23 protein-coding genes are annotated in these 25,795 nt (G+C 70.1%); 16 read left to right on the top strand and 7 right to left on the bottom strand.

Features of this window, described 5'->3' with window-relative positions:
* Window positions 1–4: 4 nt before the first annotated feature.
* Both BWI15_RS21125 and BWI15_RS21120 read left to right on the top strand, forming a co-directional pair.
* Complete coding sequence (locus BWI15_RS21125) at window positions 5–625, top strand: DUF5998 family protein (protein WP_077016220.1); 621 nt, start codon at window positions 5–7, stop codon at window positions 623–625.
* 5 nt (window positions 626–630) lie between these two features.
* Window positions 631–1,752, top strand: coding sequence for an alkaline phosphatase family protein (locus tag BWI15_RS21120; protein ID WP_077016219.1), 1,122 nt, complete (start codon window positions 631–633; stop codon window positions 1,750–1,752).
* On the opposite strand, the gene BWI15_RS21115 is transcribed toward BWI15_RS21120, so the two are convergent.
* The gene (locus BWI15_RS21115) at window positions 1,749–3,410 is read right to left on the bottom strand and encodes a S8 family peptidase (RefSeq protein WP_237771390.1); all 1,662 of its coding nucleotides are present in this window, start codon (window positions 3,408–3,410) and stop codon (window positions 1,749–1,751) included. The genes BWI15_RS21120 and BWI15_RS21115 overlap by 4 nt on opposite strands.
* Window positions 3,411–3,500: 90 nt before the next feature.
* Here BWI15_RS21115 and BWI15_RS21110 point away from each other — a divergent pair, with 90 nt between their 5' ends.
* The 3 genes from BWI15_RS21110 to BWI15_RS21100 all read left to right on the top strand — a co-directional run bounded on the left by BWI15_RS21110 (window position 3,501) and on the right by BWI15_RS21100 (window position 6,149).
* Window positions 3,501–4,154 carry a thymidine kinase gene (locus tag BWI15_RS21110; protein WP_077016217.1) on the top strand — a complete coding sequence of 218 codons (654 nt, stop codon included), beginning with the start codon at window positions 3,501–3,503 and terminating at the stop codon, window positions 4,152–4,154.
* Window positions 4,151–4,972 carry a sulfurtransferase gene (locus tag BWI15_RS21105; RefSeq protein ID WP_077016216.1) on the top strand — a complete coding sequence of 274 codons (822 nt, stop codon included), beginning with the start codon at window positions 4,151–4,153 and terminating at the stop codon, window positions 4,970–4,972. Before BWI15_RS21110 ends, BWI15_RS21105 begins: the two co-directional genes overlap by 4 nt.
* Window positions 4,973–5,084: 112 nt before the next feature.
* Window positions 5,085–6,149 carry a DUF4185 domain-containing protein gene (locus BWI15_RS21100; protein WP_077016215.1) on the top strand — a complete coding sequence of 355 codons (1,065 nt, stop codon included), beginning with the start codon at window positions 5,085–5,087 and terminating at the stop codon, window positions 6,147–6,149.
* 84 nt (window positions 6,150–6,233) lie between these two features.
* Here BWI15_RS21100 and BWI15_RS21095 read toward each other — a convergent pair whose 3' ends face one another.
* The 3 genes from BWI15_RS21095 to BWI15_RS21085 form a co-directional block, all read right to left on the bottom strand.
* Window positions 6,234–6,710, bottom strand: a complete 477-nt coding sequence (locus tag BWI15_RS21095; protein WP_077016214.1) for a GNAT family N-acetyltransferase — start codon at window positions 6,708–6,710, stop codon at window positions 6,234–6,236.
* Between the two features lie 129 nt (window positions 6,711–6,839).
* The gene (locus BWI15_RS21090; protein WP_077016213.1) at window positions 6,840–7,670 is read right to left on the bottom strand and encodes a hypothetical protein; all 831 of its coding nucleotides are present in this window, start codon (window positions 7,668–7,670) and stop codon (window positions 6,840–6,842) included.
* A gap of 117 nt (window positions 7,671–7,787) precedes the next feature.
* Window positions 7,788–8,654, bottom strand: a complete 867-nt coding sequence (locus tag BWI15_RS21085) for a LysR family transcriptional regulator (protein WP_077016212.1) — start codon at window positions 8,652–8,654, stop codon at window positions 7,788–7,790.
* 72 nt (window positions 8,655–8,726) lie between these two features.
* Between BWI15_RS21085 and BWI15_RS21080 the strand changes: the two genes are divergently transcribed.
* The 10 genes from BWI15_RS21080 to BWI15_RS21035 all read left to right on the top strand — a co-directional run bounded on the left by BWI15_RS21080 (window position 8,727) and on the right by BWI15_RS21035 (window position 18,830).
* Window positions 8,727–9,638, top strand: a complete 912-nt coding sequence (locus BWI15_RS21080; protein ID WP_077016211.1) for a dihydrodipicolinate synthase family protein — start codon at window positions 8,727–8,729, stop codon at window positions 9,636–9,638.
* 15 nt (window positions 9,639–9,653) lie between these two features.
* Entirely contained in the window at window positions 9,654–10,433 is a 780-nt protein-coding gene (locus BWI15_RS21075; protein ID WP_077016210.1) for an alpha/beta fold hydrolase, read from the top strand.
* 161 nt (window positions 10,434–10,594) lie between these two features.
* Window positions 10,595–11,974 carry an ABC transporter substrate-binding protein gene (locus tag BWI15_RS21070; RefSeq protein WP_077016209.1) on the top strand — a complete coding sequence of 460 codons (1,380 nt, stop codon included), beginning with the start codon at window positions 10,595–10,597 and terminating at the stop codon, window positions 11,972–11,974.
* A gap of 6 nt (window positions 11,975–11,980) precedes the next feature.
* A complete protein-coding gene (locus BWI15_RS21065) occupies window positions 11,981–12,901 on the top strand; it encodes a carbohydrate ABC transporter permease (protein ID WP_077016208.1) in 921 nt (306 codons plus the stop codon).
* Window positions 12,898–13,863 (top strand): carbohydrate ABC transporter permease, encoded by a 966-nt coding sequence (locus tag BWI15_RS21060; protein WP_077016207.1) that lies wholly within the window; start codon window positions 12,898–12,900, stop codon window positions 13,861–13,863. Before BWI15_RS21065 ends, BWI15_RS21060 begins: the two co-directional genes overlap by 4 nt.
* Window positions 13,860–14,738 (top strand): NAD-dependent epimerase/dehydratase family protein, encoded by an 879-nt coding sequence (locus tag BWI15_RS21055; protein WP_077016206.1) that lies wholly within the window; start codon window positions 13,860–13,862, stop codon window positions 14,736–14,738. The genes BWI15_RS21060 and BWI15_RS21055 overlap by 4 nt, the downstream gene beginning before the upstream one ends.
* Window positions 14,739–16,004 (top strand): enolase C-terminal domain-like protein, encoded by a 1,266-nt coding sequence (locus BWI15_RS21050; protein WP_077016205.1) that lies wholly within the window; start codon window positions 14,739–14,741, stop codon window positions 16,002–16,004. It abuts the gene before it with no gap.
* Window positions 16,001–16,861, top strand: a complete 861-nt coding sequence (locus BWI15_RS21045; protein WP_077016204.1) for a sugar phosphate isomerase/epimerase family protein — start codon at window positions 16,001–16,003, stop codon at window positions 16,859–16,861. Before BWI15_RS21050 ends, BWI15_RS21045 begins: the two co-directional genes overlap by 4 nt.
* A gap of 75 nt (window positions 16,862–16,936) precedes the next feature.
* Window positions 16,937–18,211: an ROK family transcriptional regulator gene (locus BWI15_RS21040; RefSeq protein WP_077016203.1), complete on the top strand. Its 1,275-nt coding sequence runs from the start codon at window positions 16,937–16,939 to the stop codon at window positions 18,209–18,211.
* 37 nt (window positions 18,212–18,248) lie between these two features.
* The gene (locus tag BWI15_RS21035) at window positions 18,249–18,830 is read left to right on the top strand and encodes a GNAT family N-acetyltransferase (protein ID WP_237771389.1); all 582 of its coding nucleotides are present in this window, start codon (window positions 18,249–18,251) and stop codon (window positions 18,828–18,830) included.
* Window positions 18,831–18,852: 22 nt separating this feature from the next.
* Here BWI15_RS21035 and BWI15_RS21030 read toward each other — a convergent pair whose 3' ends face one another.
* Both BWI15_RS21030 and BWI15_RS21025 read right to left on the bottom strand, forming a co-directional pair.
* Window positions 18,853–19,977 carry a Gfo/Idh/MocA family protein gene (locus BWI15_RS21030; protein WP_077016202.1) on the bottom strand — a complete coding sequence of 375 codons (1,125 nt, stop codon included), beginning with the start codon at window positions 19,975–19,977 and terminating at the stop codon, window positions 18,853–18,855.
* Window positions 19,978–19,996: 19 nt separating this feature from the next.
* A complete protein-coding gene (locus BWI15_RS21025; RefSeq protein WP_077016201.1) occupies window positions 19,997–23,893 on the bottom strand; it encodes a glycosyl hydrolase family 28-related protein in 3,897 nt (1,298 codons plus the stop codon).
* 162 nt (window positions 23,894–24,055) lie between these two features.
* Here BWI15_RS21025 and BWI15_RS21020 point away from each other — a divergent pair, with 162 nt between their 5' ends.
* A complete protein-coding gene (locus tag BWI15_RS21020) occupies window positions 24,056–25,288 on the top strand; it encodes an erythromycin esterase family protein (protein ID WP_077016200.1) in 1,233 nt (410 codons plus the stop codon).
* Here the strand turns inward: BWI15_RS21020 and BWI15_RS21015 are convergent, their stop codons facing one another.
* Window positions 25,289–25,702: a hypothetical protein gene (locus BWI15_RS21015; RefSeq protein ID WP_077016199.1), complete on the bottom strand. Its 414-nt coding sequence runs from the start codon at window positions 25,700–25,702 to the stop codon at window positions 25,289–25,291.
* Window positions 25,703–25,795: the final 93 nt, after the last annotated feature.

Below are 25,795 nucleotides of genomic sequence, written 5' to 3'. Positions count from 1 at the left end.
GGGCATGCGTGACCTGAATGCGCCGGTCCCGGAACTCACGGACGTCTCCGCCGCTCTGCGCGAGGCGATCGACCGGTGCGGCTACTACCCCGACGTGGTGACGGACTCGCTCGCGATCGCGATCGCCAACGAACCGATCCGGGCCTTCGTGCTGCAGCACGAACCGACCTTCGACCGCGACGAGGTCCGGCGCCACATCACGATCCTGGCGCTGACCCCGAGCCGGCTGATCGTCGGGCACACCGACGAGCACGCCGCCGACGACCTGATCCGGGCGCCGTACGCGTCGACCTCGACCGAAGCGATCCCGCTGAACCGGGTGAACGCCGTCGTGGTCAACCGCGTCGTCCCGAACCCGGCCGGCTACGCCTCCGGCAAGGCCGACCCGGCCACGGCGACGGCCGGCGGTGAGGTGGTGCTGACGATCGGCTGGGGCATGGTGAACCGGATCGACCTGGAGCCCGCCGTCTGCGCCGACCCGAACTGCGAGGCCGACCACGGCTACACCGGCTCGGTGGCCGCCGACGACATCTCGTTGCGAATCAGCGCGGCCGCCGACGGCCCGGCCGGGATCCAGCAGGTGCTCGACTTCGCCGCCGCACTGTCCTTCGCGACCAGCCGGTAGTCGTCGTGAGTGGCCCCACGCCGACCCTGCCCGCCTACGGCGGCGGGTCGCTCGCCGACGTCCTGCCCTCGGTCGCCGGCGCGCTGTCGGTGCCGGGCGAGCAGAACCAGCTCGGCTTGCCGCAGGCGAGCCGGTACGCCGTACTGCTGCTCGACGGCCTCGGCTGGAACCTGCTGCGCCGTCATCCCGAGCTCGCGCCGTACCTCAGCTCGTTGCAGGCCCGGCCGCTGACGGCCGGCGTACCGTCGACGACCGCGACCAGCCTGACCAGTCTCGGCACCGGTCTTCCGCCGGGCGCGCACGGGATCGTCGGCTACTCGGCGATCGTGCCGGAGACCGGCGCCCTGCTGAACGCGCTCGCCTGGGATGCTCCGGTCGATCCGCGCCGGTGGCAGCCGCACCCGACGGTGTTCGAGCGGGTGGCGGCCGCGGGCGTCGCGACGCGCAACGTCAGCAAGGCGCGGTTCGACAAGTCCGGGCTGACCGCGGCGGCGTTCCGCGGCAGCGCGCACCGGGGCGCCGACACGATCGAGGACCGGCTGGACGCGACCAGGTTCGCCAGCCGCGAGGGCAGTTCGTCGCTGGTCTACGTGTACGACTCGCAGCTCGACTACATCGGCCACATGCAGGGCTGCGAGTCCTGGCAGTGGCGCAAGGAGCTCACCGCGGCCGACTCGTTCGCGCAGCGGGTGCGGTCGGCGCTGCCGCGCGACGCCGTACTGGTCGTGGTCGCCGATCACGGCATGGTCGACATCGCGCCCGAGAACCGGATCGATCTCGACGCCGATCCGACGCTGTCCGACGGCGTACGGCTGATCGGCGGCGAGTCGCGGTTCCGGCACCTGTACTGCGTACCGGGCGCCGAGCCGTACGTCGCCGAGCGTTACCGCGAGCTGCTCGGCGACCAGGCGCTCGTCCTGTGCCGGTCGGAAGCGGTCGAGCGGGACTGGTTCGGCCCGGTCGAGGAGCGGGTCGCACCGCGGATCGGCGACGTCGTGGTCGCCGCGCTCGGCCCGGTCGCACTGGTCGCCTCAACGCGCTTCCCGCAGGAGGCCGGGCTCATCGGCGTCCACGGTTCGCTGACCGAGGACGAGATGGCCATCCCGCTCCTGGTCGACGCGGGCTAGAAGCTCCAGACGCTCCAGAAGAAGGTCGTGGTGGCGTCGCGTGCGTCGGCGTCCTGCGCCCGCACGGTCACCTTGTAGCGCCCCGCGCCGGGCGTCAGGACACCCGTGATCCAGCCGCGCTCCGGGTCGATGCTGAGCCCCGGCGGCAGACCGGTCGCGGTGTAGCTGATCTCGCCCTTGCTGCTGAGTCCCTTGATCAGCAGCGGTACGGCGGGCAGCCCGCCGATGCCGAGCTGGTTCGGCGGCTTGGTGATGGTCACGCCGGAGGTCGGCGTCTTCGTCGCCGCGCCGACCGCCTCGGCCGCGTCGACCAGACCTTCGCCGTAGAACGAGTTGTTCTGGTCCGAGCCGGTGCACTCGCCGCCGGACGCGGCGGGGCAGGTCAGGTCGTTCGCCTGGGCCGAGAGCCGGTCGCGGACTTGCGCGGGGGTGAGTTTGGGATTCGCGCTGCGCAGCAGGGCCGCGACACCGGCGACGTGCGGCGCGGCCATCGACGTCCCGTCGAGGCTTTGGTAACCACCGCCCGGGACGGTCGAGTAGACGTCCTCGCCGGGCGCCGCGACGGTGATCTTGCCGGTGCCGTAGTTGGAGAAGCTCGACTTCACGCTGCTGCCGTTGACCGAGGCGACGACCACCATGTTCGGCAGCTCGGTCGGCAGGCTCAGGCAGTCGTTGCCGATCGTGCGCTCGCCCGGGGTCGAGTCGTTCGGGCTGGTGTTGTCGCTGGTCTTGGCCGCCAGGTTGTAGTTCTCGTTGCCGGCCGCGGCGACGTTCACGACGCCCTTGCTGTCGGCGTACGCGACGGAACGGCGGACGGCCTCGGCGATCGCGTCCTGGTCCGGGTCGCTCGGGCAGGTGAACAGCCACGGGTCGGTGTAGTAGCTGTTGTTGGTGACCGAGACGCCCTTGTCGGCGGCGAACACGAACGCACAGACCGTGTTCTCGGGGAAGAACAGCTGGCTGCCCGCCTCGGCCACCCGGATCGAGGAGATCCGGACGCCCGGCGCGACGCCGACCATGCCCTTGCCGTCCTTCGCGGCGGCGATCGAGCCGGCCACGTGGGTGCCGTGCTCGCCGACCGGCCGCCAGGCGCCGGGCCGGGTGTCGATCTTGCCGTAGGCGCAGGACGCCGAGCGCGCCGCGTCGAAGTTCGGCTTGAGGTCGGGGTGCTGGTCGTCGACTCCGGTGTCGAGCACACCGACGGTGATCGACTTCGACCCCGGGTTGACCGCCCAGGCCTGGTCCGCGCCGATCTGCTGCATGTCCGGGCGGGGGATCTCCGGCGACTCGTCCGGGGTCACCGGCGGCGCCACCGGGACAGCTGGGCCGGCGGCCGCGGCCGGGACGTCGGACGTCCGGGTGGCGCCGACCTTCTGGACGCCGCTCACGCCGCGCAACTTCGCGGCGAAGTCGGGGGTCTGCGAGTGCACGACGACCACACCGATCGCGTCGTACGTCGCGTAGACGGTGCCGCCGTTGCCGGTGATCGCGGAGGTGACCGCGGCGGTCTGCTTCGGCGCGGTCAGCACGAAGTAGGCGCGCAGCCCGGCCTCGGCCCGGATCGGTACGGCGGCAGCCGTCGCCGGCCCGGCGGCCGGTAACAGAGCCGACGCGAGGACCAGGGCGAAGGAACAGGCGGAGAACAGGGCTTTGCGCACGACCAAGTAGAACCTGGCGAAGGTGCAGAACGAAAGCCGACGCCCCCCGGCGTTACTGACCCGCAAGCGACTTTGGCAGGATGGGCGCCCGTGGCTGAGCTGCTCTACTTCACCGGGACCATGGACTGTGGCAAGTCCACGCTCGCGCTGCAGATGGATCACAACCATCGAGCCCGCGGCCGGCAGGGCAGGATCTTCACCAGCCACGACCGCGCCGGCGAGTCGGTGCTGTCGTCGCGGCTGGGGCTGGCGGCCGAGGCGATCGAGGTGCGCCCGGACTTCGACTTCTGGGAGTACGTCGTCGGCGAGCTGACGCGGGGCGGCCGGATCGACTACGCGGTCTGCGACGAGGCGCAGTTCTACCAGCCCGAGCAGGTCGAGCAGCTGGCCCGGATGGTCGACGAGCTGCAGATCGACGTGTTCTGCTTCGGCATCCTGACCGACTTCCGGGCGACGCTGTTCCCGGGCTCGGCCCGGCTGGTCGAGCTCGCCGACCGGATGGAGCTGCTCCAGGTCGAGGCGCTGTGCTGGTGCGGCGAACGCGCCACCCACAACGCGCGCACGGTCGACGGCGAGATGGTCACCGAAGGTGAGCAGCTGGTCGTCGGCGACATGGTGCAGGAGGACCGCGAGGTCGCCTACGAAGTACTCTGCCGACGGCACCACCGGCGCCGGCTGACCACGGCCCGGGCCCGGGCCACGCTGTCTCCCGAGGTTCTCCCGTTCGGAGGTTCCGTTTCATGAAGCCGTTGATCACCGCCGCCGAACTGCTCGACGAACTCGACCGCGTCGTGGTCGTCGACGCGACCTGGAACCTGATGGGCCCGCCGGGACGCGAGGCGTACGACGCCGGGCACGTCCCGGGCGCGTACTTCGTCGACCTCGACACCGAGCTGGCCGGCCCGCCCAGTGACGGCGGCCGGCATCCGTTGCCGGACGCAAGCGTCGTCGAAGCGGTGCTGCGACGGGCCGGGGTCGAGGCCGGTACGCCGGTGGTCGTGTACGACGCGGCCAACTCGATGGCGGCCGCGCGAGCGCGGTTCGTGTTCCGGTACTTCGGCGTCCGGGACGTCCGGGTGCTCGACGGCGGGCTCGCGGCGTGGAAGGCGGCCGGCGGAGCGGTCAGCACGGAGGTGCCGGCGGACGCGGGTGGTTCGTTCGTCGCGACGCCCGGGAAGCTGACGATTCTCGACGCGCGGGGTGCGGCCGCGCTGGCGGAGTTCGGCGTACTGCTGGATGCGCGGGCGCCGGAGCGGTTCGCGGGCGAGGTCGAGCCGATGGACAAGGTCGCCGGGCACATCCCGGGCGCGGTGAACGCGCCGACCACCGAGAACGTCGGCCCTGACGGGCGCTTCCTGGCTCCCGCGGATCTGCGCGCCCGCTTCGCCGCCCTCGGTGTCGACGGGTCCACGCAGGTGGGCGCGTACTGCGGCTCGGGCGTGACGGCCGCTCACGAGGCGCTCGCGCTGGAGATCGCCGGGGTGGACGCGCCGGTGTACGTCGGGTCGTGGTCGGAGTGGATCACGGATCCGGACCGGCCGGTCGCAACCGGGCGGGACTGAGCGCGACCTTTCGACCAGGGTGGTAAGGCCCGGCCGAGTCGTTGACTTGCCTCTGCCGTGACTCCAGAGTCGAGGGAAATCGATTTCTTCTCCCGCCCCTGGAGGATCGCCGATGTCCGAGCCGATGAGCCGAAGGACCTTGCTGAAAGCCGCTGCCGGCGCCGGCGCGCTGCTCGCCGTACCCGCTACCGCCTCAGCGGCCACCCAGGCCGTGCTGACCACCAAGGTCGCCGACCTGACCGGGCCGGGGCTGACCGACCGGTTCCGGATGGCGGCGACCGACCTCGGGATCCCGGTGCGCACGCCGGACGGGCGGATGCTGTTCATGTTCGGCGACACCTTCGAGCAGGCGTGGGTCGGCGGTGGATGGTGGCGCTCGCCGGTCGCGTTGTGGTCGACGACGACCGATCTGGCCGGTGGCGTGCAGTGGTCGGGCGCGGTCGGCGGCGCGGCGGCCCAGCAGCTGTGGGACTACCCGCACGACAACCCGACGTTCTCGACCGTGCTGCCCTCGGACGTGATCACCATCGGCGGCTCGATGTACCTGCACGCGATGGTGAACAAGGGCCTTGGGAATGTTGTCTGGACAGAGATCTGGCGGTCGGACAACTCGGGTGCGAGCTGGTACGACACCGGCGCCAAGTTCGACCCGAACCTCGACGGTGGGCTGTTCCAGTGCCTGAGCTGGGGTGAGGGCAACGACGGCTACGTCTACGTGTACTCGACCGGGTTCCAGCGCAACAAGCCGATCATCCTGAAACGGGTCCGCAGCAACCAGATCGCCAATCCGGCGGCGTACGAGCCGTGGGGGTTTCGCAACGGAGTCTGGGCCTGGGGTAACCCGGCCACGCCGATCCTGACCGGCAGCTTCGGCGAGCTGTGCCTGCGGCCGCTCGGCGGCAAGTGGGTGCTGACCTGGTTCAACGCCGGCGACTACCGCATCGACGGCATCATCATGGACACGCCCACGTCGAACCTCTACACCGCCCATCGCCAGACGCTGATCTACGGCGGCGCCTGGGGCCAGGAGAACGACAACCACGTGGCCCAGCTGTACGGCGGCTACATCATCCCGGGCTCGACCCTCAGCGACCTGCACCTCGCGGTCAGCCAGTGGAACACCTCGGCCGGCTGGCCGTACCGGGTGATGCAGTTCCGCGTCCGCGGTTTCGGGTAGGCCGATCGGTTACGTTGGCAGCACCGCGGAGACCCGGCCGGGCTCGCGGCGATGGACCTGCCGGATCGCGTGTGAGCACGGCGCTCAGAGGTCGAGCACCATGGTGTCGGAGCCGCCGTTGCGGCCGACCGCGCGGAAGCCGAGCGACCGGTAGAGCTCGGCCGCGCGGTTCTCCGGCTCCACGCTCAAGCTGATCCGCTCGTACGCCGCCTCGCGGGCGGCGTCGACGAGTGCGGTGAGCACCGCGCGGCCGACCCCTTGGCCGCGGGTGTCCGGGCTCACCCCGATGCTCAGCTCGGGGACGTCGTCGCTGACGTAGCCGTAGCCGGGCCGGTCGGCGGTCAGAAGGCGTGCCCACGCGGCTCCGACTGGGCGCGAGTCCAGCTCCGCGACGACGCCGAAGTCACCGGCTCGCATCCAGCCGTCGACGTACCGCCAGGCGTGGTCCTCGGCCTTCAGTTGGTCCAGCGTGAACCGCCGCTGCCCGTCCCAGTTGAAGGCCTCCAGCAACATGGCGGCCAACAGGTCGAAGTCGTCGGCGGTCGCCGGTCGAAGGTGCATGTCGTGATGATGCCCCGGCAGGGATCAGGCGTCATCCGATTTCGTGGTGCGGCCGACGAACGCGGACAGGACGAGCCCCCACTCCCATCTCGGTGCAGGAGCGGGGCTCGGCCGATCGATCAGTGCAGCTCAGTACGGCAGTGCGACGTAGTCCACGTGCTGGCCGGCGGTGGGGTCGTCGGCGACCTCGCGGGGAACGTCGCGGACGATCAGGCCGGCTTCGGCCGCCGCGGTGAGGGCGGCCTGGTCGTAGCGGGTCTTGCGCCAGATGTCGACCATGTACTTGCGGGTCTTGAGGTAGTCGACGTACCGGGCCATGTGGGCGTCGTCGAGGCCGAGGGCGGCGAACAGCGCGATGCGGTCGCCGTCCTTGCCGGCGATCCGCCACTTCGGGTACTTGTCGTGCTCGTTCGGCAGCGGCGCCTTCGACTTCGGGAAGCGCAGCAGGGTGCCGTTGCCGCTGTGCGTGGTGCGCAGGCTCCAGACCGCGACGTCGCCGACCCGGGTCCGCACGTAGACGTTGTCACCGACGTTCAGGTCGGGGGTGTTGTGCGACTGGTGCCGCAGGTTGAGGCCGCCGGTGTGGCGGTAGTGGTCCTGCAGGTAGATGCCGAAGCGCAGGATCGTGTACCGGCCGTTCCAGTCCGGGGCGTTCGGATCGACCCGGTCGGCGTTGTCCTTGTGGAAGCCGCGCTGGACGCCGTTGACGGTGAACGCGCTGTCGCCGGTGTAGACGATCTTGTCGTCGCCGAGGATCTGCCGGGCGATCTTCACGAAGTTGCCGTCGGTCAGCACTTCGCGCAGCCTGGGGTTGGCGAGCAGGTCGCCACCGAAGTTCTTCCGGGACCAGTACGCCGCTTCCCGCAGGCGCTTGACGTCGCTGGGCGAGTAGACCCCGCGTACGATCGTCCAGCCGTTCTCCCAGAATCCGTTCACGTCGACGTTGTTGACCGCTGACATGTCCCACCCTTCCAGTTCGCCGGAGCCGATCGCCCCGTCTACCCGGCACGATGCCGACGCTGCCGAAAAGGTTGCGATACCGGGAGAGCAGTTCCGCGGGGCAGAACCGTCGCTGCCTCAGTACGCCGAAGCCGAGGTCCGGATCGCGGCGACGAAGGCCGCGACCGCGGGATGCCGGGCTGCGCCCTTGCGGTAGGCGACCCTCGTACGCCGGCGCACCGGCAGCGGGACCAGCGTGACCCCGGCAGGCGGCGAGCCGGCCGCGAGCTGCGGCACGAGCGAAACGCCTTGGCCGGCGGCGACCAGTGCGAGTACGGCGTCGAAGTCGTCGGCGGTGTGCTGGATCCGCGGTTGGTAGCCGGCGGCCCGGCAGACGTGCAGCATGACAGAGTGGCACGCCGTCCCCGGAGTTCCGGAGATCCAGGGAGCGCTCTCCGCATCGGCCACGGAGCGCTCGGCGCCGTGCACCGCCAGGTAGACCGTCTCGTCCAGCAACGGTTGCGTCTCACCGGCGTCGAGGGCCGGCATCACGTCGTAATCGTTGATCAAGGCAACATCCAGCCGGTGCTCGCGCAGTTCGCGGGGAGCGTCGGCGGGGTCGAGCTCGGTGACGCTGAGCTCGAGCCGCGGATGGTCGCGGGCGAGGCGGACGAGAGCGGACGGCAGCAGCGTGCGAACGGCCGTGGGGAACGCACCGATGCGCAGTGGACCGGTGAGCTCGTCGCGAACGGCGGCCAGCTCGGCGTCGGCCTCTTCAAGAGCGGCGATGATCTTCTCCGCGTGCTGGACGAGCAGAGCACCGGCGGGGGTGAGCGTGACGCGGCGGCCGGTGCGTTCGAGCAGCCGGGCGCCGGCTTCGCGTTCCAGGACGGTGAGTTGCTGGGAGACCGCGGAGGCCGTGTACGTGTGCGCCTCGGCGACGGCCGCGATCGTGCCGAGCTGGGAAAGGTCGCGGAGCAGTCGGAGGCGGCGGACGTCGAGCATAAGGTCAGCTTAAGCTGACCGCCAGAAAACCGAACTGGACCTTACGCAACTCGACCGCCGAGGCTGGTGGACATGAACCTGACCGGCGTCCTCGTTCCACTGATCACCCCGTTCGGCACCGACGGTGAGGTCGCGGCCGACGCGCTCGAAGGGCTTGCGGATCGTCTGCTCGCGGCGGGGGCGAGCGGGCTGGTCGCGCTGGGTACGACCGGTGAGCCGAGCAGTCTGTCCGCGGCCGAACAGCGCGTGGTGGTCGAGGCCGCAGCCCGAGCATGCCGAGCGCACGACGCGATTTTGATTGTCGGCGGCAAAGATCCCGAGTTGCTGGCGCGTGGAGATGCCGCGTTGAGCGTGGTGCCGCCGTTCGTCCGGCCGGGGGAGGCAGGAGTGCTGGAGTACTTCCGCCGGCTGAAATGCCCGGTGCCGCTGGTGATCTATCACGTCCCGTACCGGACCGGTCAGCAGCTGGGTGCTGAGACCTTGCGCAGGATCGCCGAGCTGCCGGGCGTTGCCGGGATCAAGTACGCCGCGGGCGGGATCGACGACGAGACGATGCTGTTCCTCACCGAGCTGCCGAAGGACTTCGCGGTGCTCGCCGGCGACGACCCGTTCGTCTCCCCGATGCTCGCCCTCGGCGCGCACGGCGGGATCCTGGCGTCGGCCCATCTGGCGACCGGAAGCTTCGTCGCGATGGTCGCCGCGTGGCGTGCCGGGGACGTGGCGACGGGCCGGCGGCTCGGCCACCAGTTGGTCCCGCTGTCGAAGGCGTTGTTCGCCGAACCCAACCCGACCGTGATCAAGGCCGTCCTGCACGCGAACGGCGAGATCCCGACACCCGACGTCAGACTCCCGCTGCTGCCGGCCGGCCCCCGGACCACCGAGGTGGCCCGGAGTTTGGCCGAAACAAAGCTCCGAGAACCGAAGACCGCGCTCTCCCGGATCCCCGAAGTGGTCGAAGATGGAGCTCACACATCGGTGAGCTGAGGACGGGTGGTAGCGGTGGGCCAATATGTCGAGGCCGGGGGAGTGCTGACCTACTTCGAGGTCGAGGGTGAGGGCGAACCGGTGATCCTGCTGCACGGCGGAGGCGTCGGCGGCGACTCCTGGGTCGCGCAGACCGCCGCGTTGTCCCAGCACTACCTTGTCGTCGTGCCCGAGCGCCGCGGGCACGGCCGGACGCCGGACGTCGACGGCCCGGTCACGATGGAGTTGCTGGCCGCCGACCTCGCGGCGTTCATGGATCGCCTGGAGATTCCGCAGGCGCACGTGATCGGCTGGAGCGACGGCGGCAAGGTCGGCGCCTGGCTCGCGCTCTCCCGGCCGGACCTGGTCCGCAAACTGGTGCTGATCGGCGCCGAACTCACCCGCGCCGGGCAGACGCCCGCGACCGAGCAGCTGATGACACCGGAAGGCCTGGAGGAACTGGCCGAGGCCTTCCGTCCGGAGTACGAGGCGGTGGCTCCGGACGGGCCGGGGCACTTCCCGGTCGTGTTCGCGAAGTGGGCCGAGATGTGGCGCACGATGCCGGACCTCGACCTGGCCGACCTCGCCAGGCTGACCATGCCGGTGCTGGTGATGCAGGGCGACGACGACGCCGTCCGGCTCGAGCACAGCGTGGAGGTCGCCAAGGCGCTGCCCGACGCGCAACTGGCCGTCGTACCGGGGACTTCGCACGGGCTGCCGCTGGAGAAGCCGGGCCTGGTGAACCAGTTGCTGCTCGACTTCCTGGCCCCCGAGCAGACGCCGAAGCTCATCCCTGGTGGCGCGCTGGACTGCTGATCCGCGCCCGGTAGTCCCTTTCCACTCACTGCCGAACCGTGACCGCACCAGCCGTTGATAAAGTAACACGCATGGTTTAACTTACTCGGCACTGGAGCCCGCTGTGGCCCACACCACACCCCTGACCGCCCGTCGGCGGGGCGGAGACCTGAGGAGTTCCGATGACGAGAACGGCTAGGTACGTCGCGACCTGCGCGTCCGCAGTGGCCCTGCTGGCGGCGGCGGCCTGCGCGGACGGTACGACGCCGGCCGCCGACACCGGCGGCGCGATCGACGAGAAGGCGCCGGTGACGATCACGGTCGGCAACCGGCCGAAACCCGACAAGCCCGCCGACGTCGCGTCGTTCGAGCGCAAGATCAAGGCGTTCACCGACAAGCACCCCAACATCACGGTGAAGTCGACCGAGACCGAGTGGGACGCGCAGACCTTCCAGGCGCAGGTGGCGGGTGGCTCGCTGCCGACCGTGATGAGCATCAGCTTCACCGAGCCGCTGAACATGATCCCGAACAAGCAGCTGCCCGACATCACCGAGGAGCTGAAGCTGGTCGACCTGACCAAGGACCTGAACCCGGAGACGCTGAAGCTGGTCCAGGACGACGCCGGCCGGATCTACGGCGTGCCGTTCGAGGCGTTCTCGGTCGGCCTGGCCTACAACCGGACGCTGTTCAAGCAGGCCGGGCTCGACCCGGACAAGCCGCCGACGACCTGGGACGAGGTCCGGCAGTACGCCAAGCAGATCACCGAGAAGACCGGCAAGGCCGGCTACGCGCAGCTGACCAAGGACAACACCGGCGGCTGGATGCTGACCACGATGACCTACAGCATGGGCGGCACGGTTCAGTCCGACGACGGCAAGAAGTCCACGTTCAACGACGCGCCGGCCAAGAAGGCGCTGCAGCTGCTCAAGGACATGCGCTGGACCGACAACACGATGGGCAGCAACTTCCTCTACAACCAGGAGGAGGTGCGCCAGGACTTCGCGGCCGGCAAGATCGGCATGGTCATGCAGGCCTCGGACGCCTACGACATGTGCGTGAAGAACTTCGGCATGAAGCCGGCCGACTACGGCCACGGCGCGCTGCCGCAGGACGGCGGCCCGCACGGCACGCTGACCGGTGGCTCGATCAAGATGATCAACCCCAAAGCGACCAAGAACGAGATCGTCGCCGCGCTGAAGTGGATCAAGGCCACCGAGTTCGACAAGTACACCAACGAGCAGCTCGCGGTCGAGGACGCCAAGACCGCGATCGCCGACAAGGGCTTCGTCGGCCGGCCGGGCGTCACGCCGCTGAGCCAGGAGACCTACGACCAGTACAACAAGTGGCGTGAGCCCTACAACAACGTGCCGGTCGCGCAGTTCAAGGGCTACATCGAGTCGATGAAGACGCTGAAGCTGATGCCTGAGCCGTCGAACAAGGCCCAGGAGGTCTACGCGCTGCTCGACCCGGTGGTCCAGCAGGTGCTGACCAAGAAGGACGCCGACATCGACAAACTGCTCTCGGACGCCGCCTCGAAGATCGACGCCCGTCTCGCCCGGTAACCCACCATGGCCCTGTCGATCCGACCGAACGCCCAGTCCCGCCGGGGTGTGCTGACCTGGTACCGCTCCGGCGGGCTGAGCGCCGTCCTGTTCGCACTGCCCCTGGTGCTGATCTTTCTCTACTTCTCCTGGGGCCCGATCGTGCGCGGGCTGGTGCTCAGCTTCCAGAAGAACAACCTGGTCACCACCCCCGAGTGGGTCGGGTGGTCCAACTTCAGCTACGTGCTGACCGATCCCCAGCTGCCGCAGGCCACGCTCAACACCTTGTACTTCGCGGCGCTGGCGCTGGTGTTCGGCTTTCCGGTGCCGCTGTTCCTGGCGGTGTTCATCAGCGAACTGCGCAGCACCGGCTGGCTCTACAACGTGCTGTCCTACCTGCCGGCGGTCGTCCCGCCGGTGGCCGCGATCCTGCTCTGGAAGTTCTTCTACGACCCGAGCGCGACCGGCGTGTTCAACACGATGCTCGGCTGGTTCGGCATCGATCCACTGTCGTGGCTGAACTCGCCGAGCCTGGCGATGCCCGCGATCGTGCTCGAGGCGACCTGGGCCGGCGCGGGAGCCACCGCGATCATCTACCTGGCCGCGCTGACCGGCGTACGGACCGAGCTGTACGAGGCGGCCGAGCTGGACGGCGCGGGGATCTGGTCGCGGGTCTGGCACGTCACGCTGCCGCAGATCCGCGGAATCATCCTGATCATGATGCTGCTGCAGCTGATCGGCACGTTCCAGGTCTTCACCGAGCCGTTCCTGTTCACCGGCGGCGGCCCGAACAACGCGACCACCACGATCCTGCTGCTGATCTACCGCTACGCGTTCGTCAACGGCGACTTCGGCGCCGCGACCGCGCTGAGCGTGCTGCTGGCCGGGGTGCTGTGCGTGCTGTCGGTCGTGTACCACTTCCTCACCCGGCGTTGGAGCACGACATGACCAGTCTTCCGATCACCGAGCAGGTCGCGGCCTCCCCGGACGAGGCCGCACCGGCCAAACGCAGCAGACGCCGTACGGCCGAAGCGCAGGAGCGCGGCATCATCTCGACCGCGGACCGCAAACGTCCGCTGATCCGGTACGGCATGCCGACCGTCCAGGTGCTGCTGTTCGTCGGCGTCCTGGTGGCCGGCGTCGGCCCGCTGTTGTGGCTGCTCAAGTCGGGGTTGTCCACCAGCCAGGACATCCTGCAGGGGCCGATGCAGCTGTGGCCGAGCGGGATCCAGTGGGCCAACCTGCCGAACGCGTGGACCAAGGTCCAGATCGGCTCCTACCTCGGCAACACCGCGATCATCGCGATCGGGTCGTTGCTGTCCACCCTGTTCGTCTGTACGACGGGCGCCTTCGTGCTCAGCGTGCTGCGGCCGCGGTGGGGCCCGATCGTCACCGGCGCGGTGCTGGCGACGCTGTTCCTGCCCGGGGTGATCTCGCTGGTCCCGCTCTACCTGACCATCCTGAAGATGCCGGTGCTCGGGGTGAACCTGCAGAACACGTTCTGGGCGGTCTGGCTGCCGCAGGCCGCCGGCGCGTTCAACATCCTGGTGATGAAGCGGTACTTCGACGCGATCCCGCGCGAGCTGATCGAGGCGGCCCGGATCGACGGCGCGAGCAACCTGCGGCTGTTCACCGCGCTGATCCTGCCGCTGTCCAAGCCGATTCTCGGCGTGGTCGCGCTGCTCACCGTGATCGGGTCGTGGAAGGACTACCTGTGGCCGCTGCTGGTGCTGCCCGACCCGCGGCTGCAGCCGATCTCGGTCGCGCTGCCGCGGGTGCAGCAGACGACGGAGATCTCGTTGCAGATGAGCGCATTGTTCCTGGCCGTTCTGGTACCTGTGGTGCTGTTCCTGGTGTTCCAGAAACAGTTCCTGAGAGGGGTCGGAATGTCCGGAGGGATCAAGGAGTGAGCTCATCGCTGAACGGGCGCCGGGTGCTGGTGACGGGTGCCGCCGGAAGGATCGGGTCCGTCACCACCCGGCACCTGACCGAACTGGGCGCGCTCGTCACCGCGCTCACGATCGTCGACGCCCCGGAGCTGAAGGCCGACCGGGCGGTGATCGGCGACACCCGGTCCGAGGACGACGTCGCCGACGCGCTGACCGGCGTGGACCTGGTCGTCCACCTGGCCGCGCTGCCGCACCGCGACTCCGGTACGCCGTACGACGTCTACACCGGCAACGTGGTCTCGACCTTCAACGTGCTCGCGCAGGCGGGGGCGCTCGGGATCCGGCGGGCGGTCGTGGCCAGCAGCATCAACGCCTTCGGCGTACCGATGAACCATCACGACGTGTTGCCGGCTTACTACCCGCTGGACGAGAAGATCCCGTCCGACGTCGACGACTGGTACTCGCTGTCGAAGCAGAACGACGAGAACACCGCGCGGATGGCCTGGCGGCACTGGGGGATCGACGTGGTGTCGCTGCGGTTCCCGCACGTGAACACCGCCGACGTGCTGCGCCGGCAGGCCGACGGGTTCCGGGAGAACCCGGGCGCCGGGGTGCGGGAGGGCTGGGCCTTCCTGGACACCCGCGACGCGGCGTACGCGATCGAGCTCGGGCTGACCGCGGAGCTGAGCGGGCAGCACACGCTGTTCGTCGCCGCGAGCACGACCAACGCGCCGTTCGCGACCGAGGACCTGCTGGACGCTTTCGCGCCGGGCGTGCCGCGGTTGCGGCGGTTCGCCGGCCGCGAAGTACCGATCGACCTGACCGCCGCCCGGACCGTGCTGGGCTTCCAGGCCCAGCACGAGCTGGACCTGCCGATCGACCGACTGGAGACCTGAATGCCGCACGAGACGCCAGCCACCTTCGCCCAGCCCTGGCCGGTCCGCGACGACGTGCGGATCCGCGGGGTCAAGGCGATCGTGACGGCACCGCAGGGCATCCCCCTGGTGGTGGTCCGGATCGACACCACCGAGCCAGGCCTGTACGGGCTGGGCTGCGCGACGTTCACGCAGCGCTGGAAGGCGGTGCAGACGTTCGTCGACCAGCACCTGGCTCGCCTGCTGATCGGGCGCTATCCCGGTGACATCGGCGACCTGACCCGGCTGGCCGGCTTCTCCGGTTACTGGCGGGGTGGCCCGGTGACCAACAACGCGATCTCCGGGATCGACCAGGCGCTGTGGGACATCGCCGGCAAGCGCGCCGGCATGCCGGTCTACGAGCTGCTCGGCGGCAAGGTCCGCGCGGCCGCGGACACCTACATCCATGCCAGCGGCATCAACATCGAGCAGTGCCTGGAGCAGGCCAAGGAGTTCGTCGCGCAGGGCTGGCGGCACATCCGGCTGCAGATCTCGACGCCGGGCGGCGGCGGGTACGGCGCGCCGCGGCTGGCCACGCTCTATCCGGGCATGCCGTACCACAACGGCTGGTCGGCGCGGGACTACCTGCGGACGACGCCCGACCTGTTCGCTGCGGCCCGGCAGTCGTTGCCGGACAACATCGAGCTGCTGCACGACGTCCACTCGCGGCTCACCCCGAAGGAGGCCGTGCTGCTGGCGCGGTCGCTCGAGCCGTACCGGCTGTTCTTCCTGGAGGACGTGCTGGCCCCGGAGCTCTGGGACCGGCTGCCGGAGGTGCGGGCCGCCTCACCGGTCCCGCTGGCCGTCGGTGAGCTGACCACTTCGATGGGCGACGCGGTCCGGTTGGTGCGCGACGGCGGCGTCGACTTCATCCGGTCGCACGTGTCCGACATCGGCGGTCTGACGCCGGCGCGCAAGCTGGCCGACCTGGCCGAGCTGTGCGGCGTACGGACGGCGTGGCACGGGCCGGGGGACACCTCGCCGATCGGTGCCGCGGCCAACGTCGCTCTCGACGTCAGCTCGGTCGCGTTCGGCATCCAGGAGGGCCACATCTACAACGACGCGACGCACGAGGTCTTTCCCGGCACGCTGCGCATCAAGAACGGCTGGCTCACCCCGAACGAGGCGCCCGGCTGGGGCATCGAGATCGACGAGGCCGCCGCCGCGCGGTACCCGGCGGAGCTGTCCGGGCACGACGAGTGGGCGGCCGGCGTACGGCGGATCGACGGGGCCCTGGAGGCTCCGTGAAGTTCTCCGTGTTCACCGCGTCGACGCCCGACTGGACTCCCGCCGAGGCGGCCGAGATCCTGGCCGAGCAGGGCTGGCACGGGATCGAGTGGCGGATCATCGACCAGGCGGCGGCCGACGGGCAGACCGGGTTCTGGTCCGGCAACCGGGCGACCTGGCCGTTGACCGGCCTCGAGGACCGGCTGGACGAGATCGAGGCGATCACCACCGGCGCGGGACTGGAGTACTCGGCGCTCGGCGGCTACGTGCCGCCGACCCGTCGGGACGACGCCGAACGGATGCTGGCGGCAACGGCCCGGCTCGGCGCCGGCCGGGTCCGGATCGCCGGGCTGAAGGTCGAGCCAGGCCAGACCTACCGGGAGGCGTTCGCCGCTTGCCGGGAACACTGGGAGTGGGTCGAGGACAAGGCCCGCCAGTACGGCGTACAGGCGCTGGTCGAGCTCCACCACGAGACGCTGACACCGAGCGCATCGGCGGCCCGGCGGCTGCTCGAAGGGCTGGATCCGGCGTACGTGGGCGTGATCCACGACATCGGCAACCTGGTGATCGAGGGCTGGGAGGAACACGGGCTGGACCTGCTGGGTGAGTACCTGGCCCACGTGCACGTGAAGAACTGCGCCTGGCACCTGGCCGGGGTGGAAAGCGACGGGACGCTGCGCTGGGAGCCGAAATGGGTGCCGTTGCGGGAAGGCCGGGCGTCACTGCCGGAATTGTTCGCCGCGCTGGCGCGGGCCGGTTACGACGGGTGGGTCGCGGTGGAGGATTTCTCCACCGCGCTGCCATTGCCGGAAAGGACCGCGGGCAATCTGGATTACCTCACCGCCGTGGCGCGGGCCGCGGGGTACGATCTGCGCTGACCCGGGCGCGGCCAATTGCCGATCGGGAAAGAAACCGACACCAGCGGGGAAAGAAAGCGACAAGGGAGGTGGGCGATGGTCACGCCTGACAGTGACTCGGCGGTGCTGGACGAACCGACCCGTTCCGGCGCGAACCAGTACGACCTGGGCTCCTTCAACGAGGCCGTGATCATCGAGACGATCCGGGTGGCCGGCATCATCAGCCGGACCGAGATCTCCCGGCGGACCGGGCTGACCCAGCAGTCGGTGTCGCGGATCCTGCGTGTGCTGCTGCAGCAGGGGCTGCTGGTGGAGGAGGCGCAGGAGCGCGCCGAGCGGCTCGGCAAGCCCCGGACCCCGGTCCGGCTGCGGTCCAACGCGGCGCACGCGGTCGGCATCCACATCGACCCCGAATTGCTGACCGTCGCCGTCGTCGACCTGGACGGCACGATCGTGCGGCGCGAGACCGTGGACCTGGCCGCCGACCTGGACGCCCACCGCCTGGTCGATCTGGTCGCCGCCACGGTGGTGGCCGCGATCAGCATCAGTCAGGTCGACACCGCCTCGCTGCTCGGCGTCGGCGTCGCCGTACCGGGTCCGATCAACGCCGACGGCACGTTGCTCGACCTGCCGCTGCAACCGGCATGGCGTGGGCTGGAGATCCGCCAGCTGCTGCAGCAGAAACTCAACCATCCGGTGCTGGTCGAGAAGGACGGTACGGCGGCCGCGATCGGCGAGCGCTGGATCGGCCGCTCGGCGCGGGCCCGCGACTTCGCCTACCTCTACCTCGGCACGGGCGTCGGCAGCGGCCTGATCCTGAACGGCTCGATCTACCGCGGCCTGACCGCGAACGCCGGTGAGTTCGGCCAGCTGGCCGCGCTGCGGATGGGGGAGTGGGACGGCGAGGGCGGTCCGCGGATGATGGCCGAGTGCAACCCGACCGCCTCGCTGCCGGTGATCGCGGCCGGCTTCGGATATGTCGAGACCGACCCGGGCGCGACCGACGAGGCGAAACGCTACAAAGCGGTCTGCAAAGCCGCCGCCGAGGGCGACGAGGCGGCCCGGAAAGCGGTCACCCAGGTCGCCGGAGTGATTGCGCAGGGTGCGGTCGGACTGGTCGACCTGCTGGATATCGACCTGATCGTTCTGGGCGGGCCGGCGTACGAAAAGGAAATCGCGGCGACGCTGATTTCCGAAATCGAACGGGCGGTGAATTCGTTCCCGATCGCGAAAGGCACCCGGACGGTCGCGGTGGAGGAGTCGATGCTGCAGGCCGACGCGGCCGCGGTCGGCGCCGCGTCGACGATCTTCCACGACGCGTTCACGCCGCGGGTGGGCGGTTCGAGCCAGGCCCGGCGGCTGCCGAAATAGCCCGGCGGATCGGACCGCCGGGGTTTAGGCTGCCGGGGTGATTCCGACTGTCTCCGCGCCCGAAATCCTGACCGCCGCCCTCACCGACTCGGTCCAGCTCCGGGTGGTCCGGCCCGAGGACGCCGCGTCGTTCTGCGAGGCGCAGTTGCGCAGCCGGGAGCAGCTGATCCCGTTCGAGCCGCAGCGCACCGAGCAGTGGTACGACGTGGACTTCCAGGCGGCGCGGTTCACCGAACTGCTCGAGCGCGACAACGTCGTGCCGTGGATGCTGGTCGAGAACGATCGCGTGATCGGTACGGCGACGCTGTCGAACATCGTGCTCGGACCGTGGCGCAACGGCGACGTCGGCTACTGGGTCGACGTCGCGGAGGTCGGCCGGGGCCTGGCGACGGCAGCGCTGTCGGCGGTGTGCCGGCTGGCCGACGAGGTCCTGCTGCTGCACCGGATCGCGGCGAGCACCAACCACGACAACACCCGGTCGCAGCGAGTGCTGCTGAAGTGCGGGTTCGAGCAGTACGGCTTCGCGCCGCGCTACCTGCACATCAACGGGCAGTGGCGGGACAGCAAGCTCTACCAGCGGATCCTCAACGACCGCGAGCCGGGCGAGCCGCCGGCCTGAACCGGCGGCTCGCGCTCGACGGTCAGCGCGGTGGCAGTCCGATGCCGCGGGCGACGTCGACGTCGTCGTACCGGCCTTCGAGCACGTCGAGGAACTTGACCGGGCGCTGCAGGGTCGAGGCGATGTAGACGGCGCGCACGGCGGCCAGCGCCTCGATCCCGTCCCGCACGGTGAGGCCGGGCTCGACACCGTTGCTGACGGCATCGAAGATGTCGGCGTACTGGCGGCTGTGGCCCGCGATCGACAACTGCTGACGGCTGGTGTCGTCGTTCGCCTGCTGCTCGACGGGGAGGTCCTGCTCGGCGCCGTCGGCGTTGAACCGCCGCAGCACGTCGTCCTCGATCTCGGCGCCACCCTGCGTGCCGTGGACCGCGATCCGGGTACGGCCGCCCGGGTACGCCGCGGTGGTCGCGTGCAGGGTGGCGACCGCGCCGTTCTCGAAGGTGAGGGTGGCGACCACGGTGTCCTCGACCTCGATCGCGTGGTGCGCGGCCCGCAGCGCCTGGGCCTGGATCTCCACCGGCCGGCCCATGAACCACAGCAGCAGGTCGACGGTGTGCACGCCCTGGTTCATCAGCGCGCCACCGCCGTCCTGGGCCCAGGTGCCTCGCCAGCCGGCCGAGGCGTAGTACCCGTCGCTGCGCCACCACGCGACGGTGGCGACAGCGGAGGTGAGCTGCCCGAAGCGGCCGGCGCGGATGGCGTCCGCGACGCGCGCGCTGCCCGGGTCGAAGCGGTGCTGGCTGATCACCGAGCAGAGCACGCCGTGGTTGGCGGCCCGGGTGACCGCCGCGCTGAGGCGGCGGGCCCGGCCCAGGTCGACGTCGAGCGGCTTCTCGATCACGACGTGCAGCTTGTTGTCGAGCGCCTGTTCCGCGAGGTCGGCATGGGTGCCGCTCGGGGTGCAGATCGCCACCAGCGAGACGTCCGACCCGGCGAGCGCCGCCGCCAGGTCGCCGTACACCGCGGGCTCCGGCTGCCCGGCTTCGGTGAGCCGGGCAGCCAGGGCCCGCGCCGCGGCCGGGTCGACGTCCACCAAGGCGGTGACGGTGGCGTCGGACCGGGCCGCGATGGTGTCGGCGTGGGTGTGGCCGATGATGCCGCAGCCCACGATCGCGACCTGGTGCGGCGTCGTCGAGTCAGCCATCTCGCTCCTCAGTACGGTTTCAGGAAGTGAAGTGCGCGGTCAGTATCCGGTCCGCCGTCACGGTGAAGGTGTACGACGCGTCGGTCGAGACCACCTGACCGTCGACGGTCCAGTTCTGGAAAACGCTATCCGATCCGGGCGCCGCCGTCACGGTGACCTGCGCGCCGACTTCGTAGGTCCCCGGCTCGGATTCGTTGCCGAGGATCTTCACGGTGCCGTTGCCCTCGGCCTGGACCGAGACCGCGCGCTGGACCACGTTGATCACCATCACGTTGTGCAGGGTGACCGGGCCGGTGCTGGTGGCACCGTTGTAGCGGGCCAGGTTGGTCGCCTCGACGTCGCCCTTCACCACCTTGACCGTGTAGCCGTCGGCGCCGAGGTTGTCGGTGCCCAGGTTGAAGGCGTCGACCTGGCCGTCGTGCACCACCAGCCCGTCGTGGAAGCCGTAGGCGAACACGTTGAACAGGGTCAGCCCGGTCGCGCCGTCGACCGTGACGATCTTCGCCTGCTTGCGCATCACCTTGTCGATCACGAGCTCGAAGATGCTGCCCTCGTTCATCCAGTACGGCTGCTGGTAGCCGATCCGGGTGACCGCGTTGCCGTTGGACAGCACGCCCTCGATCCGGCCGCCGGTGCTGCGGCCGACCGCGATCGCGTGGTCGAAGAACGCTCCGGCGACCTTGCGGACGACGAAATGGTCGTTGCGGTGGGTGGTGAGGTCGATGCCGTTCCAGGCGTTCGGGAAGCCGGCGTTGATCACGTAGGTGTGGCTGCCGTTGCCGCGGACGGCGTACGGGTAGGTGACGATGCCCTCGGCCGCGCCCGGGTTCTGCTCGGGATAGAAGACGCGCAGACCGCGGAGGCCGGACTTGCTGCCGTTGAGCGTGACCAGCGCGGTGGCCGAGTCGGGTGCGGTGGTGCCGCGGCCCTCGAAGGCGTGCAGGACCGTGCCGCCGCTGGCGCCGCTCTGGTCGCGGTTCGGTACGGCGGAGGCGCCGCGCAGCTCGACGTTGGCGGGGACGGTCAGGTGGGTGCTGATCCGGTACCAGCCCGCGGGCAGGTAGACGATGCCGCCACCGTTGCGGCCGGCCTTGTCGAGCGCCTTCTGAACCGCCTTGGTCGCGTCGGCCGCCGGCAGGTAGCCGACGCCGTGCGGCGCGTCGACGACGGTGAGCTTCCGGCCGGCCGGAGCGGGCAGCGGCTTCTGGGCGTACGTCGGAGCGGTCCCGGACATCCGGTGGATGATCCCGGAGAGCGCTCCCTGCGTCCGGGTGCCGGTGATCTTCACGTAGCCGCGGGCGTTGTTGCGGATGGCTGCCGTGCTGCCCTCGACATGCCCGCCGGCCAGCGTCATGCCCCAGCGGTCGTCGATCACGTCGACCAGGATGCCGGTCCCGGTCCGGCGGATGTCCGGCTCCAGGAAGCTGCCGGTGAACTGGGCGCGCTGACCGGCGACCACGTGGATGCCGACCTGGTAGTCGGACAGCGTGATCTTGTGGAACTGGTCCCATTCGAGGTCGCCCAGTACGAGCCCGGTGCCGTTCGCGCGGGTCCAGGCGTCGAGCGCGGCCCGCGCCGGCGGCCGGTAGGCGGCCGGGGCCTGTGACCAGTACGCGTTGCCGAAGGTCACGTTCTCCCAGGTGCCGACGTCGGCGCCGTTGTAGGCGCGGGCACCTTCGAACAGCGCGGTTCCCCGGATGTTCCGGATCGTGCTGGACTCGTGCACCTGGCCGGAGCTCGGCGCGTTGCCGCGGTCGTTGGGCATCGTGCTGATGCCGATGCCGCGGTAGGAGTTCAGCATCGTGACGTCCTGGACGGTCGCCATCATGTAGTTCTCGTTGCCGATCCACGCGCCGCCGGGGATCTCGAAGGTGTAGTTGTACGGGACCGGCCGGGTCGCGCTCTGCCGCGGGTACCAGGTGGTCACGCCGATCACGCCGGCCGATCCACCGATCCGGAACAGGCTCGGCCCGTCGTCACCGGCAGCGAGATCGGCGACGACGACGGTGCCGTAGTCGAACGTCCGGCCGCCGTTCGTGGTCGTGGCGCCGCGGTTGCGGTCGGGGTCGCGGCGGTCGCCGCGCAGGGTGCAGAACGAGTGGACCTCGACCGTGTCCTTGACCAGATACTTGCCGCTCGGCAGCCAGACGGTGCCGCCGCCGGCGTCCTGGCACGCGTAGAGCGCTCTCTGGATGGCCTTGGTGGCATCCGAGCGCCCGGTGCGGTCGGCGCCGTACAAGGTGGCGTCGAAGTCGGCGACCACGCCGTCCTCGGTCGGGTTCACCGTCCGGACCAGCTTCGGCTGCGGGACGACAACCGGCGACTCGCGCAGCTGCAGCTCCTTCACGACGTACGTCGGAGAGCCGGAGAGCGCGATCCGGACGTACCGGGTGCTCGTGGTCGCGAAGCGGGTCTTGCTGAACTGGTTCGCGCCGGGGGATCCGGTGCGGCCAACGGTGGTGAAGATCCGGCCGTCGTTCGAGACCTGGACGGTGTAGTCGGGGGAGTACGCCTGGGCCCACTCGACCCGGACGTCGTTCACCTTGCGGGCCGTGCCGAGGTCGATCTGCAGCCACGCGTCGCCGGCGCCGCTGGTCCAGGCCGTCTCGTGGTTGTTGTCGTTGACGTTCGTGGCGCCGGTGCCGCCGCTGGCGGAGGCCGTACCGGAAGGCGCGAAGTTGGTGTCGACCACCGAAGCGGTGAACGCGTCGAGTTTGGACTGCAGCGTCTGGAGCGCGGCCTTCACCTGGACGTCGGTGACGTTCGGCGTGGCCGCGACCTCGCGGGCGTCGTCGATCGCGGCGAGCAGCGTCGCGCGGCTCCCCGCCGGGTACTGACCGTCGCGGCTGCCTTCGCGGGCCGCCTTGTGGGCGCGCGCGGCTTCGTCGATCAGGTCGTTCAGGCCTTCGGTGACGTCGAGCGCTCCGGCGACCTTCGCGACCCGGACGGCCGCCACCTTGAGGTCGGCCGCGCCCTCGCCGATGTGGATGCGGAAGTCCGCGCCGTTCGAGCGGTTGGTCATCACCGCGTCGGGCAGTGCGAACGTGTGCGTCTTCCAGGTCCGGGTGTCGCCGTACGTGACGACCTCGGAGTTCTTGAACTTCTCCGGGATCGTCTCGCCGGGGGAGTCGTAGTGCAGCCCGAACTGGCCGTTGCCCTCGTCGAAGTAGTCGACACTGACGAGCACCAGGCCCCGGTTGTCGTACAGGTAGGTGTCCGACACGTTCATGTAGAAGAAGTTCGTGCCCGGCGCGGGCGCGGTCCGGTCGGTCTGCCAGTACGGCCGGCCGTCCTGGACACCGGTCTTCAGGTTCTCCGGCCGGTCCCCGGCACGCGGCGAGATACCGCTCTCGAGCGGAGAGGCGCCGAGCGCGACCGTGGCACCCGCCGTGCTGATCCGCAGGCCGGCCACGGTGATGTCGGTGCTGCCGGACAGGCGCAGGTCCGCGCCGCCGAGGCGGTCGGCGAACTCGATGTCGGCGAGCGCGAAGGTGCCGGTCTGCCACTGGCCGGTGTTCTTCAGCGGTACGTCGTCGGCGCGCGTCTCGGGACCGGCCGCGGCGTCGTAGGTCAGCTGAAGCGACCCGGTACCAGAGTCGAGGTAAGTGACGGTGACGACCACGTCGTCGGTGTTCAGTTCGTCGACGTAGTCGCGGTCGACGTCGAAGGAGAACCAGCTGGTGCCGGCGGCCTGGTTGGTCCGCCAGAAGCCGCGGCCCTGCTCGGTCCCGGCCTGCAGACCGGCCGGGTCGGCTCCGGCGGCGGGTGCGACGCCGAGCGTGGTCGGAGTGGCGCCGAGATCGGCGCCGACGCCGCTCGGGTACATCGTGGCCGCCGCGGCCGGTGCTGCGCTGAGCACTCCGGCCAGCAGCGTCGCGGGTAACAGCCCCGCGAGCAGGCGTCGTCGTACGGTCATCGGGGGACCTCCAGGTGGCGGGCCGGAAGCAAGCAAGGGATCGCCGGGGCGACAGCCGGACGTGATCTGCCGCACACGCAGCGGGAACGTTCGTGTAAGTTAAACCATGCGTGTTACTTATTCAAGGGCTCGGGCCGGCACCTGGCTGGATAGGCTTCCGGCGTGAGTGAGCCTCGGGTGCGGCAGTGGCTGGAGCGGACGGCGTGGCCGCTGGCCGGAGTCGAGGCGGGAACGCCGACCGGCGATCTGGAACCGCTGAAGAAGGTGCTGGCCGACGTACGCCTGGTCGGGCTCGGCGAGTCCACGCACGGCACGCGGGAGTTCTTCCAGCTCAAGCACCGGTTGCTGGAGTTCCTGGTCACCGAGCTCGGGTTCCGCACGCTGCTGATGGAGGCGAGCGAGTCCGCGGCGATCGCGGTGGACGCCTACGTCCGGGGCGGTCCTGGTGACGCGCCGACGGTGGTGAGCGATCTCGGCTTCTGGGTCTGGCGGACCGAAGAGGTCGTCGCGATGGTCCAGTGGATGCGCAAGTACAACGCCGGACGGCCGGCCGACGAGCAGGTCGGCTTCGTGGGCATCGATCCGCAGAAGTGCTCGGCGGCGCTGGCCGTCGTCCGGGGCTATCTGGAGCAGAACGCGCCGGAGCGGCTCGAGCTGTTCGACGGCGGCATCGCGGCCGAGGTCGACGCCGGGCCGGGGGCCAAGCCGGACCCGAAGCGCTTGTTGGTGCGGGAGACCGAGGCACTGGTCGGATTCCTGGACAAGCACTCGGCGCCGGACGAGGTCCTGGCGGCCGGTGAGCAGCTCGTCCGGGCGGCCGACGTGGTGTGCTCGTCGAAGGAGCACAAGGACGCCGGAGCGACGACGTTCGCCGTCCGGGACCGGGCGATGGCTGACGCGGTGAGCGCGTTTCTGCACGGCAACGACCTGAAGGCTGTGCTGTGGGCGCACAACGGGCACCTGGCCGCGAGCCGGCAGTCGCCCGAGCTGCGGCCGATGGGACAGTATCTGCGCGAGCGGTACGGGTCGGCGTACTACGCGGTGGCGTTGCTGTGCGGGTCGGGCGCGTTCCGGGCCCGGCGGATGTGGCCGGGCCCATGGCCGGGTGATCTGGGCGGGCCGGTCGAGGTGAACAAGCTGGAGCGCGGTGGGTTCAGTTCGCTGGAGGGGCTGCTGGCGGCTGCGAACCCGGGCGACCACTTTCTCGATCTGCGCGCGGTGGACGAGGCGCCGGCGGAGATCAAGGGCTGGTTGGAGGAGCCGCAGATGTTCCGGAGTTTCGGGGCGTTCGTGCAGCGCTGGACGTACAAGTACCAGTTCGCGCCGACGCTGCTGACACAGGAGTACGACGGGCTGGTGTACCTGGCGACCACCAGTCCGTCGCGGCCGCTCTGATCAGGCGACGCCGACCAGGGCGCGTTCCGGCTGGGGGAGCGCGGCGAGCAGCTCGAAGAAGTACGGTACGGCGTCGGCCAGGCGCAGCAGACCGGCCTCGTGGCGGGTCCAGCCGAACAGCAGTTCGCCGTCGATCACGCGCTCGGCGAGCGGTTCGGCATACGCGCTGATCGTGACGCGGTTCGGGCCGGTCTGCGGGTGGTGGTCGCCGCAGCCGCACTCGGTCGGGATCACGACGGTGGTCAGCGCGCCGGCGGCGTACTGGCGCAGGCGCAGCGTGCGGCCGCGCGCGGTGAACCGGACGATCGTTGCGTCGGGCAACTGAACGAGCAGGTCGACCGGGACGGCGTACGAGCCGGGCAGCAGGCGCAGACCGTTCGACGCGAACAGGTCGGCGAGTGCGGAGAGGTTCATCGGGAGTATCCGGAATCCTGTGAGTGCTGGTGTCGGCGGGCGGGCCTGGGAATGGACAGGGCCTCGCGCGCCTCAGACGGCGCGCGTCAGCGA

The organism is Kribbella sp. ALI-6-A (assembly GCF_001984195.1).
Classification (GTDB): Bacteria; Actinomycetota; Actinomycetes; order Propionibacteriales; family Kribbellaceae; genus Kribbella.
Note: the sequence above shows the minus strand (reverse complement) of the source record. Positions and strands in the feature narration are given on the sequence as shown.

Bases quoted from the DNA above. Each gene is read 5' to 3' on its own strand.
- BWI15_RS21125 (WP_077016220.1), top strand. From the start codon at position 5: ATGCGTGACCTGAATGCGCCGGTCCCGGAACTCACGGACGTCTCCGCC.
- BWI15_RS21105 (WP_077016216.1), top strand. From the start codon at position 4,151: ATGAAGCCGTTGATCACCGCCGCCGAACTGCTCGACGAACTCGACCGC.
- BWI15_RS21100 (WP_077016215.1), top strand. From the start codon at position 5,085: ATGTCCGAGCCGATGAGCCGAAGGACCTTGCTGAAAGCCGCTGCCGGC.
- BWI15_RS21095 (WP_077016214.1), bottom strand. From the start codon at position 6,710: ATGCACCTTCGACCGGCGACCGCCGACGACTTCGACCTGTTGGCCGCC.
- BWI15_RS21090 (WP_077016213.1), bottom strand. From the start codon at position 7,670: ATGTCAGCGGTCAACAACGTCGACGTGAACGGATTCTGGGAGAACGGC.
- BWI15_RS21085 (WP_077016212.1), bottom strand. From the start codon at position 8,654: ATGCTCGACGTCCGCCGCCTCCGACTGCTCCGCGACCTTTCCCAGCTC.
- BWI15_RS21080 (WP_077016211.1), top strand. From the start codon at position 8,727: ATGAACCTGACCGGCGTCCTCGTTCCACTGATCACCCCGTTCGGCACC.
- BWI15_RS21070 (WP_077016209.1), top strand. From the start codon at position 10,595: ATGACGAGAACGGCTAGGTACGTCGCGACCTGCGCGTCCGCAGTGGCC.
- BWI15_RS21065 (WP_077016208.1), top strand. From the start codon at position 11,981: ATGGCCCTGTCGATCCGACCGAACGCCCAGTCCCGCCGGGGTGTGCTG.
- BWI15_RS21060 (WP_077016207.1), top strand. From the start codon at position 12,898: ATGACCAGTCTTCCGATCACCGAGCAGGTCGCGGCCTCCCCGGACGAG.
- BWI15_RS21050 (WP_077016205.1), top strand. From the start codon at position 14,739: ATGCCGCACGAGACGCCAGCCACCTTCGCCCAGCCCTGGCCGGTCCGC.
- BWI15_RS21040 (WP_077016203.1), top strand. From the start codon at position 16,937: ATGGTCACGCCTGACAGTGACTCGGCGGTGCTGGACGAACCGACCCGT.
- BWI15_RS21030 (WP_077016202.1), bottom strand. From the start codon at position 19,977: ATGGCTGACTCGACGACGCCGCACCAGGTCGCGATCGTGGGCTGCGGC.
- BWI15_RS21025 (WP_077016201.1), bottom strand. From the start codon at position 23,893: ATGACCGTACGACGACGCCTGCTCGCGGGGCTGTTACCCGCGACGCTG.
- BWI15_RS21015 (WP_077016199.1), bottom strand. From the start codon at position 25,702: ATGAACCTCTCCGCACTCGCCGACCTGTTCGCGTCGAACGGTCTGCGC.